Annotated in this window: 16 protein-coding genes; 15 read left to right on the forward strand and 1 reads right to left on the reverse strand. The window is 41.4% G+C overall.

Annotation, left to right across the window (positions count from 1 at the left end; all coding sequences use genetic code 11):
- From H8Z82_RS00005 to bioA, 7 genes are all read left to right on the forward strand, one after another.
- A partial coding sequence (locus H8Z82_RS00005) for a hypothetical protein (RefSeq protein ID WP_186993855.1) occupies positions 1 to 1,472 on the forward strand: 1,472 nt, incomplete at its 5' end.
- 494 nt (positions 1,473 to 1,966) lie between these two features.
- Entirely contained in the window at positions 1,967 to 4,027 is a 2,061-nt protein-coding gene (locus H8Z82_RS17235; protein WP_243176347.1) for a fibronectin type III domain-containing protein, read from the forward strand.
- A gap of 70 nt (positions 4,028 to 4,097) precedes the next feature.
- The gene (locus tag H8Z82_RS00015; RefSeq protein WP_186993856.1) at positions 4,098 to 4,472 is read left to right on the forward strand and encodes a hypothetical protein; all 375 of its coding nucleotides are present in this window, start codon (positions 4,098 to 4,100) and stop codon (positions 4,470 to 4,472) included.
- A 171-nt stretch (positions 4,473 to 4,643) separates the two neighbouring features.
- Positions 4,644 to 5,237, forward strand: coding sequence for a biotin transporter BioY (locus H8Z82_RS00020; RefSeq protein WP_118571582.1), 594 nt, complete (start codon positions 4,644 to 4,646; stop codon positions 5,235 to 5,237).
- Entirely contained in the window at positions 5,234 to 6,226 is a 993-nt protein-coding gene (gene bioB, locus H8Z82_RS00025; protein WP_186993857.1) for a biotin synthase BioB, read from the forward strand. The genes H8Z82_RS00020 and bioB overlap by 4 nt, the downstream gene beginning before the upstream one ends.
- Positions 6,223 to 6,921 (forward strand): dethiobiotin synthase, encoded by a 699-nt coding sequence (gene bioD, locus H8Z82_RS00030; protein ID WP_186993858.1) that lies wholly within the window; start codon positions 6,223 to 6,225, stop codon positions 6,919 to 6,921. Before bioB ends, bioD begins: the two co-directional genes overlap by 4 nt.
- On the forward strand, positions 6,918 to 8,108 hold the full coding sequence (gene bioA, locus H8Z82_RS00035) for an adenosylmethionine--8-amino-7-oxononanoate transaminase (RefSeq protein ID WP_186993859.1): 1,191 nt from the start codon (positions 6,918 to 6,920) through the stop codon (positions 8,106 to 8,108). Before bioD ends, bioA begins: the two co-directional genes overlap by 4 nt.
- 61 nt (positions 8,109 to 8,169) lie before the next feature.
- On the opposite strand, the gene H8Z82_RS00040 is transcribed toward bioA, so the two are convergent.
- Positions 8,170 to 10,437 (reverse strand): glycoside hydrolase family 3 C-terminal domain-containing protein, encoded by a 2,268-nt coding sequence (locus H8Z82_RS00040; protein ID WP_186993860.1) that lies wholly within the window; start codon positions 10,435 to 10,437, stop codon positions 8,170 to 8,172.
- A gap of 144 nt (positions 10,438 to 10,581) precedes the next feature.
- Here H8Z82_RS00040 and H8Z82_RS00045 point away from each other — a divergent pair, with 144 nt between their 5' ends.
- The 8 genes from H8Z82_RS00045 (at position 10,582) to H8Z82_RS00080 (ending at position 18,621) form a co-directional block, all read left to right on the forward strand.
- On the forward strand, positions 10,582 to 11,349 hold the full coding sequence (locus tag H8Z82_RS00045; protein ID WP_186993861.1) for a helix-turn-helix domain-containing protein: 768 nt from the start codon (positions 10,582 to 10,584) through the stop codon (positions 11,347 to 11,349).
- A 227-nt stretch (positions 11,350 to 11,576) separates the two neighbouring features.
- Entirely contained in the window at positions 11,577 to 12,197 is a 621-nt protein-coding gene (locus H8Z82_RS00050; protein ID WP_186993862.1) for a GDSL-type esterase/lipase family protein, read from the forward strand.
- 194 nt (positions 12,198 to 12,391) lie between these two features.
- Positions 12,392 to 13,051, forward strand: coding sequence for an amino acid ABC transporter permease (locus H8Z82_RS00055; protein WP_186993863.1), 660 nt, complete (start codon positions 12,392 to 12,394; stop codon positions 13,049 to 13,051).
- Positions 13,032 to 13,709: an amino acid ABC transporter permease gene (locus H8Z82_RS00060; RefSeq protein WP_186993864.1), complete on the forward strand. Its 678-nt coding sequence runs from the start codon at positions 13,032 to 13,034 to the stop codon at positions 13,707 to 13,709. The genes H8Z82_RS00055 and H8Z82_RS00060 overlap by 20 nt, the downstream gene beginning before the upstream one ends.
- A 19-nt stretch (positions 13,710 to 13,728) precedes the next feature.
- Positions 13,729 to 14,484, forward strand: coding sequence for an amino acid ABC transporter ATP-binding protein (locus H8Z82_RS00065; protein ID WP_207724590.1), 756 nt, complete (start codon positions 13,729 to 13,731; stop codon positions 14,482 to 14,484).
- 51 nt (positions 14,485 to 14,535) lie between these two features.
- The gene (locus H8Z82_RS00070; protein ID WP_186993865.1) at positions 14,536 to 15,522 is read left to right on the forward strand and encodes a cysteine ABC transporter substrate-binding protein; all 987 of its coding nucleotides are present in this window, start codon (positions 14,536 to 14,538) and stop codon (positions 15,520 to 15,522) included.
- Between the two features lie 271 nt (positions 15,523 to 15,793).
- A complete protein-coding gene (locus H8Z82_RS00075) occupies positions 15,794 to 16,615 on the forward strand; it encodes a type II secretion system protein (RefSeq protein ID WP_186993866.1) in 822 nt (273 codons plus the stop codon).
- A gap of 260 nt (positions 16,616 to 16,875) precedes the next feature.
- Positions 16,876 to 18,621, forward strand: a complete 1,746-nt coding sequence (locus H8Z82_RS00080) for an MATE family efflux transporter (RefSeq protein WP_186993867.1) — start codon at positions 16,876 to 16,878, stop codon at positions 18,619 to 18,621.
- The last annotated feature ends 9 nt before the right edge of the window (positions 18,622 to 18,630 follow it).

The following is an 18,630-nucleotide window of genomic DNA, read 5'->3' on the forward strand; positions in this document are numbered from 1 at the left end:
TTAAAACAATTTTTGCAAAAAAAATTGTTGAGTTATATGAACAGCTTAAAACAAGTATGAATAAAAGAAATAGGGCTTTTGTAAAGCAGTATAAAGATTGGATGAAAGCAACGGAAATTCAACTGTTGTTTATTCGTGATAATATATCAGCAGTTTTGGAACTTCCAGATGAAACTGTAAATTTATTTTATAAGGCACTTATATATCTGGAAAGGGAAGCTGTAGATGAGATAAAAAGAGCTGAAAAAATATATTCAATTCTCTTGAAGAGTAATCCAGGTAATTATGCTGTTAATGCAAATTTGTTTATTTCAGAAGTTAGAGTATGTGTTCAATCTTCTGGCAAGGAGCGCAAAAAGTATTACATTCTTGCGAAAGAAAGTCTTTTGGAAATTAAACAGCGGTTTAATTTGGAGAAGATTGATTCATTGTTGATATATGCAAATGCATTGTATCTTTTTGAAGAAATGAGAGAATATGGAGAATTATGGAAAATCTGCGAGGAAATGCCATACAAATTTTGGATGGATATTTCTTGTGCGCGCTATATTATTTCTGCATATATTCAAAGTAACAGTTTTGATAAAGCCTATAAATTAGTAAATTCTTTACAAAGTTATTATGGTATGACAGATGAGCTTAAAAAGTTGAAACGTCAGATCGAAGATAAAAAAATACCAGAAATGAAGGAACCTGCCGGTGTCCAGTATGAAAGTGATAATGTTATGGCTATAATAGAAGCGGTAAAAAATGCTCACTGCCTGACTGTGATTGATACTGCTAAGTTATACTTTCGTGGAAAACAGGTGAAAAATCTGGTGAAGTCTCATTTGCTGTGCCTGATGCTGGAGACAACGTCTTTGGTATCACAATATTGTGATTATTTAAGAGTAAACGGAAAAGCAGCATCAGAAGATAGTTATAATAAAATGATTATGATCTTGTTTAATCAAAAATATGAGGAACTTTATGATTATAGAATGAGGGATCAGACTCAGGAGGGTACTGCTACAGATCAATTGCAGAATGAAAGACAAAGTGTTGGACATGTAGATCTTTGGATTAATCATAATTCAGCATCTATGAGCGTTGTTGAGGGAATTAAGATTACATCAATCAATAGAGCAAACTTGATAAAGCATATAGGCAAAATTTTCGGCTATAGCTATATTCAGGCACCAGCCCATTTCCTGGTAATTTATGCGGATGTTAATGATATTGATAAGACTTGGAAGCGGTATAATGCGTTTTTAAAAGAGTTAAAAGATTCATCTGAACTTTATTGGAAAATCAGCAAATTAATACCAAGAGAGGAGATTGAGGTAATTCAGAATAACATAAGGATGGAAAAATATGTTTGCATGACAGAACATCATTATGGAGACAGATATGTTAATATTTACCATATTATGATAGACATAAAAAAGCATCCAGAAAAACTTCAGGCAAAAACCGTTCGAAATAAAAGATAATTGGAACCAAGAGTACACGGGCCAGACCCTACGAGATACGAACACAAGTCGAATTTGAGGTAAATGGAGATAAAATTGAAGCTATTTACATAATCCCCGGATGAACTCATAATATTATTAATCTGTCTCATACTGAAGATATTTGTTCTGTCAGATGATAGAATCAAACTATAGTAAGAGAGTTGTAGCCTCCGGCTTGAGTGACAGCTCCAGAAAGGAGTCTGAAAAGCATGAGAAGATTTGTGAACCCAAACAGCAGTGCGTTTCAGGTTGCTCTTAACTCCCGAATATATGTGGAAAACTGAGTATCCATTGTTGAAATAAAAGTATCTACAATTTTCATGATCAGGCGAATTCCGGCCAGTGCGATCACAACAAGGGCAAGCACAACAGAGATTGTTTCTCAAAATATCCAATTACGACAAAAATTTCTTTTCGAATGTTGTCCAATATAGTATAATAATTTCCACAAACTTTTGAGAGGGGAAATTGGTATGAAGAAAAAACTATTGGCGTATTTTCTTGTATTTGCGTTTGCATCCACCAGTGTTTTATCTGGTTCTGTCATAAGCTATGGACAGAATGATGCTGAGGTTTCAGATTCAGTGAATGAAATGGAGGAATTCAGTGATGGCAGTACATCTGAATTAAGTCTGTCAAATGATATGGTAATTCCGAATGCAGGAGAGTCTGCATATGCTTACAGTGACACAGCCACTTCTAACGGAATTACATTAAAAGTCGAATGGAATGCTCCCGTATTAGGGCAGCCCACTGTATTTCATGTTTCCGCAGAAGGCGGCAGTGGCAATTATTTATTTCGTATGGACGCGCCATCCTATTCTGATCCGGGAGTATTTCAGTACGAATCTGTTGCTGATCCCAGTCGAGGTGAGTGGCTGAACTATACCTCTGCCTGCAGTTCTCACGACTTTACTTTTACAATGACTGCTTCCGGTACTTATAATTTCAGATTTTATCTTATGGATAAAAATGCCGGCCTTTATTATTTACGTTCCAATACATTTATTTCTGTTTCTGATACTAATTATCCCAGTGTAAATTCAATTATATCATCAGCCGTTGCACAATGCAGCAGTCAGACAGATGGATCAGATTACCAAAAAGCACTGTGGCTCCACGACTGGCTCCTGCAGCAGCTGGATTATGATAATTCACTGAAATATTCTTCAGCAGAAAGTGCTTTAACACGGGGACTGGGTACCTGCCAGGCTTATGAAAGTGCTTATTCACGATTATTGACAGCAGCAGGCATTGAAAATGCAGAAACAAGAGATACCTATGATGGTCATACATGGAATGCCATGAAGCTTGACGGACAGTGGTATCAGGTGGATTGTACCTGGGATGATTCTAAGGATCATTGGTATAATTTTGACCAGACCCGGTTATATTTTGGTCTTTCCGATGAGCTTATGGCTATTGCACATCCCGGACATAGTAAAATCTATACCGAAAGTGGTTATGGTACTCGTTCCACAAGTCTGGCAGACAATTATTTTGTCAGATCAGGGGATGCTGAACTCTGGGCCAAAGCCTATATTACCCGAATCCAGGAAAATCTAAATGCCGGAAAAACGACATTTAGCATTGCTGCTGATAATGCCGCTTATCCGCCAAGTATATCCGGCATCCAGAACGGAATTATTGCTTATGCGCTAAATCATATGGATTGGACTGTGAATGGTAAGAAAGTTACTGTACAGGCATCTGGGGAAGCCAAGCAGTTTACATTTACTGTTGAAGGACTTGCCGCTCCGGTTCCAACCGCAACTCCGGTTCCGACTGTGACCCCAGTTCCTACTACAACTCCGATTCCGACTGCGACCCCAGTTCCTACTGCAACTCCGGTTCCTACTGCAACTCCAGTCCCTACCGCAACTCCGGTTCCTACCGCAACTCCGGTTCCGACTGCAACTCCAGTCCCTACCGCAACTCCGGTTCCTACCGCAACTCCGGTCCCTACCGCAACTCCAAAACCAACTGCGACTCCAAAACCAACTGCAACACCAAAGCCAACTGCAACTCCGAAACCAACTGCGGCTCCAAAGCCAACTGCAACTCCAAAACCAACTGTAACACCAAAACCAACTGCAGCTCCAGTTCCTACTACAGCTGCCCCAAAACCAACTGCAACCCCGATGCCAACTGCAACCCCAAAACCAACTGCAACTCCGGCAGTATCTCCGCTTCCTTCAGGTACTCCGAAACCTGCAGTTACACCGGCTCCTTCTGTCAGTAAGCCTTCCAAGCCTGTAATAACCGGTATTTCCAGCAAATCCAAAAACAAACTGGTCATTACATGGAAGAAGCAAAAAGATGCCAAAGGTTATGAAATTTACAGAAAAACCGGTAAAAAGGGTTCTTACAAAAAAATCAAAGTGATAAAGAAGGGTTCTACTGTAACATATACAAATTTTAAATTAAAGAAAGGTAAAACCTATTATTACAAGATACGTTCATATAAGTATGATACAAATAGTAAAAAAATATACAGCAGCTGGTCTTCGGTAAAAGGTAAAACCAGTAAATAACGATTGATAGATTTTTTGCTATATTGATAAACAAAGCTGATTGAACAGCTTCTTGATAATTGGGAACTCTATGGAAGAAAAAAGAACATATAAAACCCGCAAGCTGAGGACAGAACCAACTGAGGAACATCTGTGGGAGGTGGTTCTGATCTATCAGAAAGTGAAATTTAAAACCTACTCCGGATTACCATTTTCCTATGAAGTACGAAAAGGAAGAAATGGACAATACACGAAAGAACTATGGATTGACCGCCGGGAGAAGAGTAAGAGTCTGGCATGGAGTTCTGTTCGCCTTGCCTTTCATAATATAAGAGAGATGGGAGCGGTCGTTGACCGTCCCAAATCTCTGGGTGATATCCGAGGTGTGACTTACATCTATGGAATGTTTTACCGGTTTGGTCTGATTGATGTACCGGATGATGTAAAAGAGAAAATGAAAAGCTAATTCAGATTTACGGATCAATATATCAGATGGGGATTAACTCCCATCTGATATATTTTTTTACCGAATCAAGCAAATAACAGCGCAAACTGTAAACCGGCTAAATAAAAAAAGTTGACAATTGAATCTTCGTGTTTTAAAATAGTAAACCATAAAACATATGGAGGTTTACAAATGACTAAAACAAAAAGCATGATCTATTGCGGTCTTTTTACGGCGTTGATTGCAGCAGGTGCGTTTATTAAAATCCCTGTACCTGTAGTTCCCTTTACACTGCAGTACCTGTTTACTATGCTTGCCGGACTGTTTCTGGGGTCCAGAAGGGGCATGATTTCTGTGGTTGCCTATATGCTGCTGGGGCTGGCAGGACTTCCGATTTTTTCGGAAGGCGGTGGAATCTGGTATATTTTCAAGCCAAGCTTCGGTTATATTATAGGGTTCTGCCTGGGAACATATGTAACCGGACTTATTGCAGAGCGTCTTAAGCAGAAGACAGTTTTTCGCTATTTACTTGCAAATCTGGCAGGTCTGATGATCGTCTATACCTGTGGAATGGTTTATTACTATGTGATTTGTAATTATGTAATCGATACACCGATTGGAATCTGGCCGCTGATTCTTTATTGTTTTCTTCTTGCTGTACCCGGTGACATTGCATTAAGTGTCCTGGGTGCTGTCATTGCAAAGCGTGTCAGACCGGTGGTGCTTCAATATCTTTTTGATTCAAAATCAAATGTCAGACTGGAAAGGGAGGAGCTTGCAAAATGAATCCACTTATTTTAGCACAGGAAATTATTGATGGACGCAGAATTACAAGTGAAGATGATCTTTCTTTTTTTCTCACCTGTGATTTAGATGAATTATGTGAAGGAGCAGACCGCATCCGTGAAGTATATATAGGCGATAAGGTGGATCTCTGTTCTATCATCAATGGACGCAGCGGCAGATGTCCGGAGGACTGCAAATATTGTGCCCAGTCAGTACACCACCATACTTCCTGCGAAATCTATGATTTTCTTCCGGAGGAAAAGATTCTGGAAGCATGTAAAATGAATGAAGAGGAGGGCGTTGATCGTTTTTCCATTGTCACTGCAGGAAAGGCTCTGACCGGAAAAGAATTTGATCAGGCGATCCACGCCTATGAAACCATGCATAAGGAATGTAATATTGATCTCTGTGCTTCCATGGGATTTCTTTCTTCTGAGCAGCTGCATCGTCTTCATGAAGCCGGAGTAACCAGTTACCATCATAATATTGAGACTTCAAGGAGAAATTTTCCTAATATATGTACGACACATACATACGATATGAAAATTGAAACTCTGAAAAAGGTAAAGGCAGAAGGAATGTGTGCATGTTCCGGCGGTATCATAGGAATGGGAGAGACCTGGGAGGATCGTCTGGATATGGCAGTCAGCCTTGCGGAGCTGGGGATTGATTCTATTCCGATCAATACATTGATGCCCATTCCGGGAACACCTTTGGAACACCTTGATCAGCTTTCAGAGCAGGATATCCTCCGGACAATCGCCTTCTTCCGTTATATTAATCCTGAGGCTAATATCCGTCTTGCTGCCGGACGGGCGCTTCTTACCAATGACGGGGAAACTGCCTTTAAATCCGGAGCCTCCGCTACAATAACAGGGAATATGCTGACTACCGTTGCCTGTGCAACCATCCGCAGCGACCGAAAAATGCTCTCTGATATGGGCAGAAATGTAACACCAGAATATTGGAAGGAAGTGGAAGAATCATGAGTAAAGCAGTATTTATTACAGGAACAGGAACAGACATGGGAAAAACCTATCTCTCAGGACTGATCGTAAAAAAACTGGCACAGGCAGGAAAAAATCCGGCTTATTATAAAGCTGCAATGAGCGGAAATGACCGGCGTACAGATGGAAGCCTGATCCCGGGCGATGCACTTTTTGTTAAAGAGATGTCTGGTATTCCTCAGTCTCTGGATGATATGTGCCCGTATGTATATGAAAATGCCTGGTCTCCTCATCTGGCTTCAAGGGTTGAGGGCAATCCGGTGGATCTTGAGGTTGTGCGAAGAGGATTTCTGAAGGCAGCAAATGATTATGAATATATTACTATGGAAGGAAGTGGCGGTATCCTCTGTCCGCTCTGTTTTGATGAACGCAAAATCCAACTTGAAGATGTGATAAGAGAGTTTGAGCTTTCCAGTATTCTGGTGGCAGATGCAGGGCTTGGTACAATAAACAGTGTTGTATTGACTGCGGAATATATGAAAGCCCATTCCCTTCCCATCAAAGGTATTATTTTTAATCATTACCATCCCGGAAATATTATGGAAGAGGATAATATTGCTATGTGCCAGCATATGACTGGTCTTCCGGTTATCGCAAAAGTACAGGATAATGCGAAGAATCTGGAGATAGATGCAGATGCGCTGGCAGAATTTTATGATGAGGTGAAAATCAAATGATATGGTATCCCTATGAACAAATGAAAACAATGAAAGCTCCCTATAAGATTCTGGATGCGGAGGGTGTACATCTTTATACAAAAGATCAGAAGCTGATAGACTCCATATCTTCCTGGTGGTGTATGATCCATGGATATAAGCATCCGGAACTGACAGAAGCGATCAAGGAACAGGCAGACCGTTTTTGTCATGTAATGCTTGGGGGACTGACACATGAGCCGGTGGAAAAGCTTTCTGCGAAGCTGCAGGAATTTCTGCCAGGTGATCTGGATTATTGCTTTTTTTCAGATTCCGGAAGTGTTGCAGTGGAAGTCTCACTTAAAATGGCCCTTCAATACAACACCAATCAGGGAAGAAAGCGTCCGTTAGTGCTGGCTCTTGAACATGCATATCATGGAGATACCTTTAAGGCAATGGAAGTTGGTGATGACGAGGATTATCATTTCGCTTTTGACAAAAAAGAGGGTGTTGTCCATATTCCCACTGAGATCCCGGCCCTGGAGGAGGCATTTGAACAGTATCATGACCGTCTGAACTGCTTTATTGTGGAGCCTCTTTTACAGGGAGCAGGAGGAATGCGGATGTATGATATTTCATTCCTGAAGAGAGCAAGAGAGTTGTGTGACCAGTATGATGTTCTTTTGATTTTTGACGAGGTTGCAACCGGATTTGGCCGCACAGGGAACCGCTTTGTGGCAGATCTTGTTCTGCCGGATATCCTGGTTCTTGGAAAGGCACTTACAGGAGGATATATTGGTCATGCTGTCACTGTGGCAAATCACAAGGTATTTGATGCCTTTTACAGTGATGATGACAGACTTGCCTTGATGCATGGTCCTACTTTTATGGGAAACCCGCTGGCATGTGCTGTGGCTTTGAAGGGGATTGAGATTTTTGAGCGTGAAGATTATATGAGTAAAATCCGTCATATTGAACAGGTTTCACGTAGTGAGATGGAAGCATTCACAGATCCACGGATCAAAGAAGTCCGCATCATGGGTGGCTGCGTGTGCGTGGAGGTTCATGATCCCAGGGATCTGGAAGGCTTCCAGCAGTTTGCTTATGAGCGGGGTGTGTTCAGCAGGCCATTTTTGAACTATATGTACTCTATGGTTCCATATGTGATCAGGGACGAGGAGCTTATAAGAATTTTTGATGTGATGAAGGAATGGTTTAGAGAGATATAAATAAAAACTACTGTATAAAGCCTCAAAAGGTTCAGGCTTATATACAGTAGTTTTTTGTGTTTTAGAGCGCCTGCAGTTTGTCAATAATCTCCTGGATCTCAGCCCGTGAGAATCCACCAAAGCTACACAGAGAACGAAGGGGCATGGAATCTGTCATTGCTGCTACCATTTCTTCAGTGATAGCTTCAGCAGCAGATTCGGAAGCTGTGTCTGAACCGCCGTTCATTGCAGCGAGGTATCTGGAAGTCAGTTCTTTTGCTGCTTCTTTTGTGTTTGGATTATTGAAAAGTTCACCCAGTGTTGTGTTCATATGAATATGCATGGGAATTACCTGGCTGCTGGAGAGTTCAATGGTTTCAGAGAGACGGATATCTCTGGAGGACGCACCGATCAGAATCTCATATTTGCCGCTTGCAGCATACCAGTCCTGTAATTGGGTGTTGTACCATGCAAAGCTGCGCTTATCCAGTTCCATAGTAACTGTTTTTGTTTCGCCAGGAGCAAGCTGGACTTTTTCAAAGCCTTTCAGTTCTTTTTCCGGACGGATCGTGGATGCTGTCATGTCTTTCACATAAAGCTGGACAGCTTCTTTTCCTGCAACGTTTCCTGTATTTGTTACATCTACAGAAACAGTGATGGTATCTTTTTCTGTTGGATTTGTGTTGGAAATCTGCAGATTGCTGTATGCAAAAGTAGTATAAGAGAGTCCGTATCCAAATGGATAGGCAACTTCCATCTGCTTGGTATCATAATAACGATATCCTACAAATACACCTTCACGATATTCCACTTTATCGCCACCGCCGAAGTTCAGGTAGGATGGATTGTCAGCCAGCTTCACCGGAATTGTTTCAGCCAGTTTACCGCTTGGATTCACAATACCATAGAGGATATTTGCAACAGCAGCTCCGCCTGCCTGTCCGCCAAGGTAAGCTTCCAGAATACCTTTCACATCATTGATCCATGGCATTTCCACAGGAGAACCATTGTGAAGAACGACCACAGTATTTGGCTGAACTTCCAGGATCTCACCAATAAGACGGTTTTGGCATTCAGGCAGTCTCATATGAGAACGGTCATATCCTTCAGACTCGAAACTGTCCGGAAGTCCGGCGAAGATCACAACCTTATCAGCAGCTTTTGCAGCCTGAACTGCTTCAGCAGCCAGCTTTTCATCATATAAATCTTTATCAGCAGGAAATCCTTCTGCGTAAGTAACCTGTGAATCAGCAGGAACAGATTCCAGTGCATTGGCAATTTTAAAACAGTTAATATGAGAACTTCCGCCGCCCTGGAAACGCGGTTTTTTGGCAAAACCACCTACAAAAGCTACTTTTTCAGAGGCTTTCAGAGGCAGAATCTGGTCTGTGTTTTTCAGAAGAACCATAGATTCTTCTGCAATACGGCGTGCCTCTTCATGGTCTTTTTCCATAGTAAATTCCTGTGGTGTGCGGTGGTCGGCATATTTGTAAATAATATTCAGGATACGTTCTACAGCCTGATCCAGAACTTCTTCTTTCAGAGTACCATTCTTTACAGCTTCCATGATCAGAGCATCGTTTGTTCCGTTGGAACCAGGCATCTCCAGTTCCAGTCCGGCCTCCAGACCCTTCACACGGTCATTGACAGCACCCCAGTCAGACATAACATATCCTTCAAATCCCCAGTCATTGCGGAGAACATCGGTAAGAAGCCATTTGTTCTCGGAAGCAAAAGTACCGTTAATCTGATTGTAGGAGCACATAAAGGTATATGGCTGAGCCTTTTTTACTGCAGTTTCAAATGCAGGGAAATAAATTTCGCGGAGTGTTCTTTCATCTGCTTCGGAAGAATTGCTCATGCGGTGATATTCCTGATTGTTAGCTGCAAAATGCTTGATGGAAGTTCCCACATTCTGGGACTGCACACCATTGATAAATGCAGCAGCGATTTCACCTGCAAGGTATGGATCTTCTGAATAGTATTCGAAGTTTCTTCCACAGAGAGGAGATCGTTTAATATTGACAGCAGGTCCTAAGACAACAGATACGTCATTTGCCTGAGCTTCTCTGCCAATAGTTTCGCCCATGGCTTCCATTAAGCTACGGTCAAAAGAACAGGCACTTAAAGCAGCAGGAGGGAAACAGACTGCTTTGATACTGTCGTTCATTCCAAGATGATCTCCTTTGTCATCCTGTTTACGAAGCCCGTGAGGACCGTCGCTTACCATTACCTCCGGGATTCCAAGTCTTTCCACGCTCTTCAGATGCCAGAAATCAAGACCTGAGCACATACCTGCTTTTTCTTCCAGAGTCATCTGGCTGATGATTTTTTTTAAATCACGATTCATAATAAATTCCTCCATAAGTTGAATATATGTTGAACAGATTGTTTGTATTGCCTTTATCTGGACTATATCACCTGTAAATGATAAAATATAGTAAAATATTGCTATAAATAACAAAATATTGCTGTATATGTGAGAGGAATAAAGATGCAGGAGAAAAATAAGAAATATAACGAAAAAGAACAACAGATCGCAGAGAACCGAAGCAGGAATACTTTATTTGAGAGACGTGAGAATTTACAGAAACATGAATCTTATGCAAGTGAGCGTCGGCAGTATGATGCTATCAGGAATGGTCAGACAGACAGAATACAGTCCGTTTTTCAGATCACACCGGATGGAACTCCTGGAATCCTGTCCAGAAATGAACTGCGAAACAGTAAAAATATGTTTATCGCAGGAATTACGCTGTTTACCAGAGCTGCGATTGAAGGTGGCGTACCTGAAGAAACTGCTTATGCATTAAGCGACGGTTATATTCAGACAGTAGAAGAGTGCACCAGTAAATCTTCTATAGAAAAGTTATTACAAAAAGCAGCCCTGAGATTTACCCAGGAAGTGCAAAAGTCCGGAATGAGACATTACAGCAGAGAAATTGAAGCGGCAGTAAAATATATTCATCTTCATCTGCATGCTTCTATCACACTGGAAGAAACTGCAGAGGCAGCAGGGATCAGTGCCAGTTATCTTTCCAGATTATTTAAAAAAGAAACAGGAATGTCTATTGTAGATTATATTCAGAAGGAACGGATAGAAGCTGCCTGTAATATGCTGACCTATTCAGATTATACAGCAGCACAGATCAGTGAATATCTTTGCTTTTCCACACAGAGCTATTTTATAAAAATCTTCAAAAAATATACAGGTACCACACCTGCAAAATATAAAAAATATAAAGTTCAGGACTGGAAATAATATTCATATTCTCGTATGCCTGTTTTCTGTTTTGCCAGATGTATTGTAAAAAAATATAAAAAAGGGATTGACAAATAAAAGCAAAGATTGTATAGTATCCATATCAAATAAATATGAAAACAAGGAAATAAAAAATCGTCATCAAGCGGGGATTCGCAATTCGCTTCGTAGTTGAAACAGGGGACTTGCTTGATTCGATTAAAAATCAGATAAGAAGGTGACAAGATATGAAACAAATCCTATGTTTCGGCGACTCCAATACATACGGTTTAATCCCGGGAACATCTGATCAGAGATATGGATGGGGTATCCGCTGGACCAGCATATTAGATGATAAGGTAAGTGCAAAAGGCTACAGAGTGATCGAAGAAGGTCTCTGCGGAAGAACCACAGTATTTGATGATCCATTCCGCACGGAAAGAAGAGGAACAGAAATGCTCCCGGCAATCCTTGAAAGCCACAGACCGGTAGACACCATTGTTCTTATGCTTGGTACCAATGACTGTAAGAGCGTATACAGCGCAACTCCGGAGGTGATCGGACAGGGCATTGAACAGCTTCTTGATCAGATCAAGGCTGTAAATCCGGATGCTAAAATATTGCTGGTATCTCCCATCTACCTTGGAGAGAGAATCTGGGAAGAGGATTTTGATCCGGAATTCGATAAGAATTCTATTGAAGTGTCACGGAATCTGCCCCGGGTGTATGAGAAAATTGCCAGAAGAAGAAATGTTTCATACCTTCCGGCTTCAGAATTTGCCCAGTCTGATGAAGCAGATCAGGAGCATCTGGATAAACTGGGACATAGCAGACTTGCAGATGCAATTTATGAAAAGCTTGCAGTATGACGCCTGAAATGTTATGACAGTTCACGGATGTGCAGATGTAACGCTTTACCCAGGTCAAGTAAACGTCTGCTTTAACTACAAAAAGCAGTAAATTTTAATATTTATCTGACTTATAAAAAGGAATAAGCGGCACCAGCGTTCAAGCCGTTAATTAGGACGGTAAATCATAATAATAGAAGGAGAAGAAAGTAACCATGGATTTTGAGTTTATCCGCGAGCAGACACCTCTTTATGTTGAGGCTGCAAAGCTTACCCTTCACATGGCAGTGATTGGTGTGTTGCTTGCTATTGTGGTTGGGCTTATCTGCAGCATGATTAAGTATTTCAGGATTCCTGTACTTCGTCAGATCGTGGAATGTTACATTGAACTGTCCAGAAATACCCCATTGCTGATCCAGTTGTTTTTTCTGTATTTCGGTCTTCCCAAAATAGGGATTGTACTCAGTTCCGAACAGTGTGCTATCTCCGGACTGGCATTTCTGGGAGGCAGCTACATGGCAGAGGCCTTCAGGAGCGGTCTGGACAATGTTCCGCCCATTCAGGTGGAATCTACATTAAGTCTTGGAATGAGTAAGAGTCAGGTATTTACAAACATTATCCTGCCTCAGGCGGTATCTAATTCCATCCCTGCATTTTGTGCAAATGCTATCTTTCTTATTAAAGAAACTTCTGTATTTAGTGCAGTTGCACTTGCAGATCTGATGTTTGTGACAAAAGATCTGATCGGAATTTATTACAAAACAGATGAATCCCTGTTTATGTTGGTAATTGCATATCTGATCATACTTTTACCAATTTCACTGATCTGTTCATTTGTAGAAAGGAGAGTCCGCTATGCAGAATATGGGGATTGAGGTTCTTTTTAAAGGAATCAACTCATTAAGACTCTGGCAGGGCTTGTGGGTAACAATAAGGATCGCACTGATTTCTATGGTGCTGTCTGTTATCCTTGGCTTTCTGCTTGGCATGGTAATGAATATTCCAAATAAGATCATCAAATTTATCTGTCGTATTTACCTTGAGATCGTAAGGATCATGCCCCAGCTGGTGCTTTTGTTCCTGGTATATTTCGGAGCAGCCAAGCATCTGGGAATGAATCTTTCCGGGGAAACGGCAGCAGTCATTGTATTTACTTTCTGGGGAACTGCAGAGATGGGCGATCTGGTGCGAAGCGCACTGATCTCCATTCCAAAGCATCAGTATGACAGCGGATATGGTCTTGGCCTGAATAAATGGCAGGTGTACCTTTATATTATCCTTCCCCAGACCATCCGGAGACTTCTTCCATCAGCAGTCAATCTTCTTACCAGAATGATTAAGACTACTTCACTGGCAGCTTTGATCGGTGTGGTAGAAGTATTAAAAGTAGGAAAACAGATTATTGATGCATCCAGATATACAAACCCAACAGCAGCCCTCTGGGTATACGGTGCAGTATTCTTTATGTATTTTATCATATGTTTTCCTTTCTCCAGACTCTCCAGAGTTCTGGAAAAGAAGTTTGCAGACTAATAGAAATGAGGATAAATGAATGGGACAGCCGATTTTAGAAGTAGAGCATTTAAAGAAATCATATGTAAACAATGTTCCTATTCTGGATGATGTTTCTTTCTCCATGCAAAAAGGAGAAGTGGTAGTAATTGTAGGACCTTCCGGATGTGGAAAAAGCACCTTCCTGCGATGTATCAACCGCCTGGAAGAAACGGACAGCGGTGTGCTGAAGCTTGATGGTGTAAGCTATGAAAAAGAAAAAAAGAATATCAGCAAAGTCAGGGAAAAAATTGGAATGGTTTTTCAGAGCTATGATCTTTTCCCAAATATGACAATCTTAAATAATCTTCTTCTGGCACCTTTGAAAGTGCAGAAAAGAAATAAAGAAGAAGTAAAAAAAGAAGCGGAACAGCTTCTGGACAGAGTTGGACTTCTGGATAAGAAAGACAGTTATCCAAGACAGCTGTCCGGTGGTCAGAAGCAGAGAGTTGCCATTGTACGTGCCATGCTGATGCATCCGGAAATTATGCTTCTGGATGAGATCACAGCAGCTCTTGACCCGGAGATGGTAAGGGAAGTACTTCAGGTAGTTCTGGAACTTGCAAAAACAGGAATGACTATGCTGATCGTAACTCACGAGATGGAATTTGCCAGGTCTGTGGCAGACAGAGTGATCTTTATGGATAAAGGAAATATTGTAGAAGAAAATACTCCGGAACAGTTTTTTGACAATCCACAGACAGACAGGGCAAAGCAGTTCCTGAACAGTTTCCATTATGAAACTGTTAAAAAGTAACTATAAAAATTATGATATCATTAAAATTTTTAAGGCATGGAGGAAAAGGACATGAAGAAAAAATTATTAGCAGTTTTATTAGCAACCGGTGTAGCAGCAACAACACTGCTTGGCGGAAGTATTCTGGTAAGTGCAGCAGATGACGGTGGCAACACTGCACAGGCCCGTACTCTGGATGAGATCAAAAAAGATGGAAAGATTAAGATCGGCGTATTCAGTGACAAGAACCCATTCGGATATGTAGATGAAAACGGTGAGGTTCAGGGTTACGATGTTTATTTTGGTAAGAGACTTGCAAAAGACCTTCTGGGAAGCGAAGATGATGTAGAATTTACATATGTAGAAGCAGCAAGCCGTGTTGAATATCTGCAGTCTGCAAAGGTTGATGTGATCCTTGCAAACTTCACAGTAACAGATGAAAGAGCAGAAAAGGTAGATTTTGCACTTCCATATATGAAAGTGGCTCTCGGCGTTGTTTCTCCTGATGATGCACTGATCACAGATGTAAAAGATCTGGAAGGTAAGAAGCTGATCGTGGTAAAGGGAACAACAGCAGAAACATATTTCACAGAAAACTATCCGGATATTGAACTTGTAAAATTTGATGAATATCAGGAAGCTTATGATGCACTTCTTGATGGAAGAGGAGATGCCTTCTCCACAGACAACACAGAGGTACTTGCATGGGCACAGCAGAACAAAGGCTTTTCTGTAGGAATCGAATCTCTGGGTGATATTGATACAATCGCTCCTGCAGTACAGAAAGGAAATGCAGATCTTCTGAACGCGATCAATGATGAAATCAAATCTCTGGCAGAGGAACAGTTCTTCCACAAAGACTTTGAAGAAACTCTGAAACCGGTATATGGCGATAACATTAATCCTGAAGACCTTGTTGTGGAAGGCGGCGTTGTAGACAGTGAAGATGCTGCAGCAGAAGATACAGATACAACAGATGCAGAAGCAGCATCCGATGATACAGAAAACGCAGAAGTAACAGAAGCACCGGAAGAGACAGAAGCAGCAGAAGCTGAATAATAGGGACAAGTATAAAATGGATCATAATTCATATTCTTACAAGTATTGAGTTATAAATAAAATGAGACGCACTTTACAGGAGTTCATTTCTGTGGAGTGCGTTTTGCTTTATTATCCCTGAAATATTATACTCTTAAAATATTATTAAGTATCCTATGGATTAATCTGTGGTTCTATGTTAATATGGTAATACTTATTGAATATTCTCCTGTTTTCTTTTTTGGGTGCATCAAACGGGGAAATATTCGAATGATATTTATGGAGGCGAAACATGGGATACAAAAGAAGAGGGAATGAGGGATTTACGCTTGTAGAGCTGATCGTGGTTATTTCAATCCTTGCAGTACTTATAGGAATTTTATCTCCCGCCTACACAAAATATGTGGAGAGAAGCCGGGAGGCAACAGATCTGGCCAATGCCAAATCTGCCTATTCAGAGCTGATGATAACTGTGGCTGAAAAAGACGATGAAGTTCCGGCACCTATTATATTTGATTTAAAACAAAAGGTATCTGACTGGCAAAGCCCTCTCCCAATCTCAGTTGGAGGAGCTGCCTACAATGGTACAGCGACTGCGAACTGGTCCGGAACACCTGGAAGCAATGGATTCTGCGTGGTTTCCTATGATAAGAGTAAGGGAGTAACCTTTAGATGGACGGATACGGCGCCTTGCAAGGGAAGTCTGGACAGTGGTGAAAATGATAAATTCAATGCTTATCAAACCCTTACCAAGGCACATAGTAACTGTAATACAGGAGCTATGCAGACTAGTGAAGCATTTTTTTCAGACCAAAAGTTTACAGTCAATGGATATAATGTTACAGCACGTATATACTATGCCGATTCCGCAGCTTTTAAAGATGCACTTAAATCCTATACTCCTAAACCAGTTTCCTATTGGGATAGCCCATTTAATAAACTACAAGCAGGGGGATACCCTACAGAAACAAAAGATGGCTTCGCCTACTACACCTACGGCCCCAATGGTTCCATCAAAGAGTTTACCTATGTAAACACAACGCACGTTTACCGTTCCTACGATGGCGGATCAACCTGGTACGACATTACCCCGCCTTCGTCACCAAAACCTTAAATCCATTCCACACCATACCATATCCATCCCCGGGAATCTCCCGGGGATTTTTATTTACGCGAGCAACGAGCCAAAGCCCGTGCTTACACGAGACCTTGGCGACTGCCGCGATAACTTGAGAAACTGGCGAAGCGTGTTTCTCATAGTTTTTTTATCTTAGCCTGTATTAACTTGCTATTTGCCCTGTGAAATGGTAAAATTTAAATATCTTACAGTTTGTGACAAAAATTCAAAAAAACTGAAAACAAAGGGAGGAAGCAATGGAAGAGAGAAATAACAGACTGTTGAATGCAAAGCTGAATAAGTATATTGTTCCGGGGATTATGATGTCTCTGGCGCTTCAGCTGGGAAATATCGTAGATACCATATTTGTAAGTAATCTGATCGGGGTGGAAGCAATGTCTGCAGTTACCCTGAGTCTGCCGGTGGAGACAATTGTTCAGCTGACCGGCTACTGCCTAGGTATCGGCGGTTCCATAGCCGTGGGAAACATGCTTGGCAAGCGAGACAAGGAGGGCGCGTCAAAACTATTTTCCGCCACCTTTATCGTAACACTTGTAGTGGGAATCATAATTGCAATCTGTGCCATTCCTGCTGCCGGTCCCATTGCCAGGCTTCTGGTATCCGATGACGGTGTGCTGACCCATTATACCAGAGATTATATTCGTGTGAGCATGCTGGGTGCACCGGTGATCGGTATCGGCCTGATGATGGTCAACTACCTTGGGGTAGAAAATCACCCGGAGCTGGCATCCGCTTACCTGATCTCCGCCAATGTGATCAATCTTGTACTGGACTATATTTTCCTGAGGTACACTCCTATGGGGATCACAGGTGCATCCTTATCAACGGTACTTGGTTTCCTGTTTGCCATGGGGATTTTCCTGATCTATATCCGTTCTGACAAACGAAATCTCCGTCTGATGAGGCTGAAATTCAGTGAATTTGGAATAACAAAAGAAGCCATTGTTACAGGCGTTCCCATGCTGATCTTTATGGCAGCCAATTTTGTAAAGGCACTTGGACTGAATACTATTATCATGAATCAGCTGGGTGAGGAAGGTATGGCAGTATTTACTGTCTGCGACAATGTACTGCTGATCGTTGAGATGCTGACAGGGGGAATCATCGGTGTAATCCCAAATGTGGCAGGAATCCTTTTTGGAGAGAAGGACTATGTGGGAATCCGGGTCCTTTGTAAAAAAATGCTGAAATACAGTTACATCCTGCTGGCTGTGATCTTTGTTCTTATCCTGCTGTTTACCGAAGAGATCACCATTCTGTTCGGAAGCGGTGGTGGTGAGCTGGGCAGTCATATGGTCCAGGCACTGCGCATCTTTGCTTTATGTGTGATCCCTTACCTGTGGAATAAGTTTATTATCAGCTATTACGAATCCATTGAGGAGACAGCCATTGCAAGCTTTGCCACATTCCTGGAGAATGCAGTGGTAGTTCTGCCTGCAACCCTGGTGGGAATCCTTGTATGGAAACAGATTGACGGCATCGGAATCGATGGAATTGCAGTTGGATTTGTTGCCACTGAGATTATAACTGTAATTGCAACTTATATTTTCAGAAAAATCAAGCATAAAAATACAAGTTTTTATATTGTTCCTGACAAAAATCCGGGAATTAATCTGGATTTTTCCATTAAGAGTACCATGGAGGAAGCAGAAACAGTTCATAAGAAGATCATAGAGTTCTGCCAGGAACAGGGAGCTTCTAAAAGTAAAGCAAATCTTGCCGCAGTGTGTGCGGAGGAAATGACTGTAAATATTATCCGATTCGGGGGAAAAACATCCAACTGGATCGACATTAACCTTTGTCTGGAGGATGATCTCTGCAGACTGAGGATCAGAGATAACGGTGTGAATTTCAATCCTCTGGAATATCAGTATGACAGTGAAGATTTTGACATACATGGGATTGAACTTGTCAAGAAGGTATCAAAATCCATGGACTATATCCGTGCAATTGATATGAATAATACCATAATATCTTTTTAGGAGGTACAT

The sequence above is a fragment of the Blautia difficilis genome (assembly GCF_014297245.1).
Lineage (GTDB): Bacteria > Bacillota > Clostridia > Lachnospirales > Lachnospiraceae > Blautia_A > Blautia_A difficilis.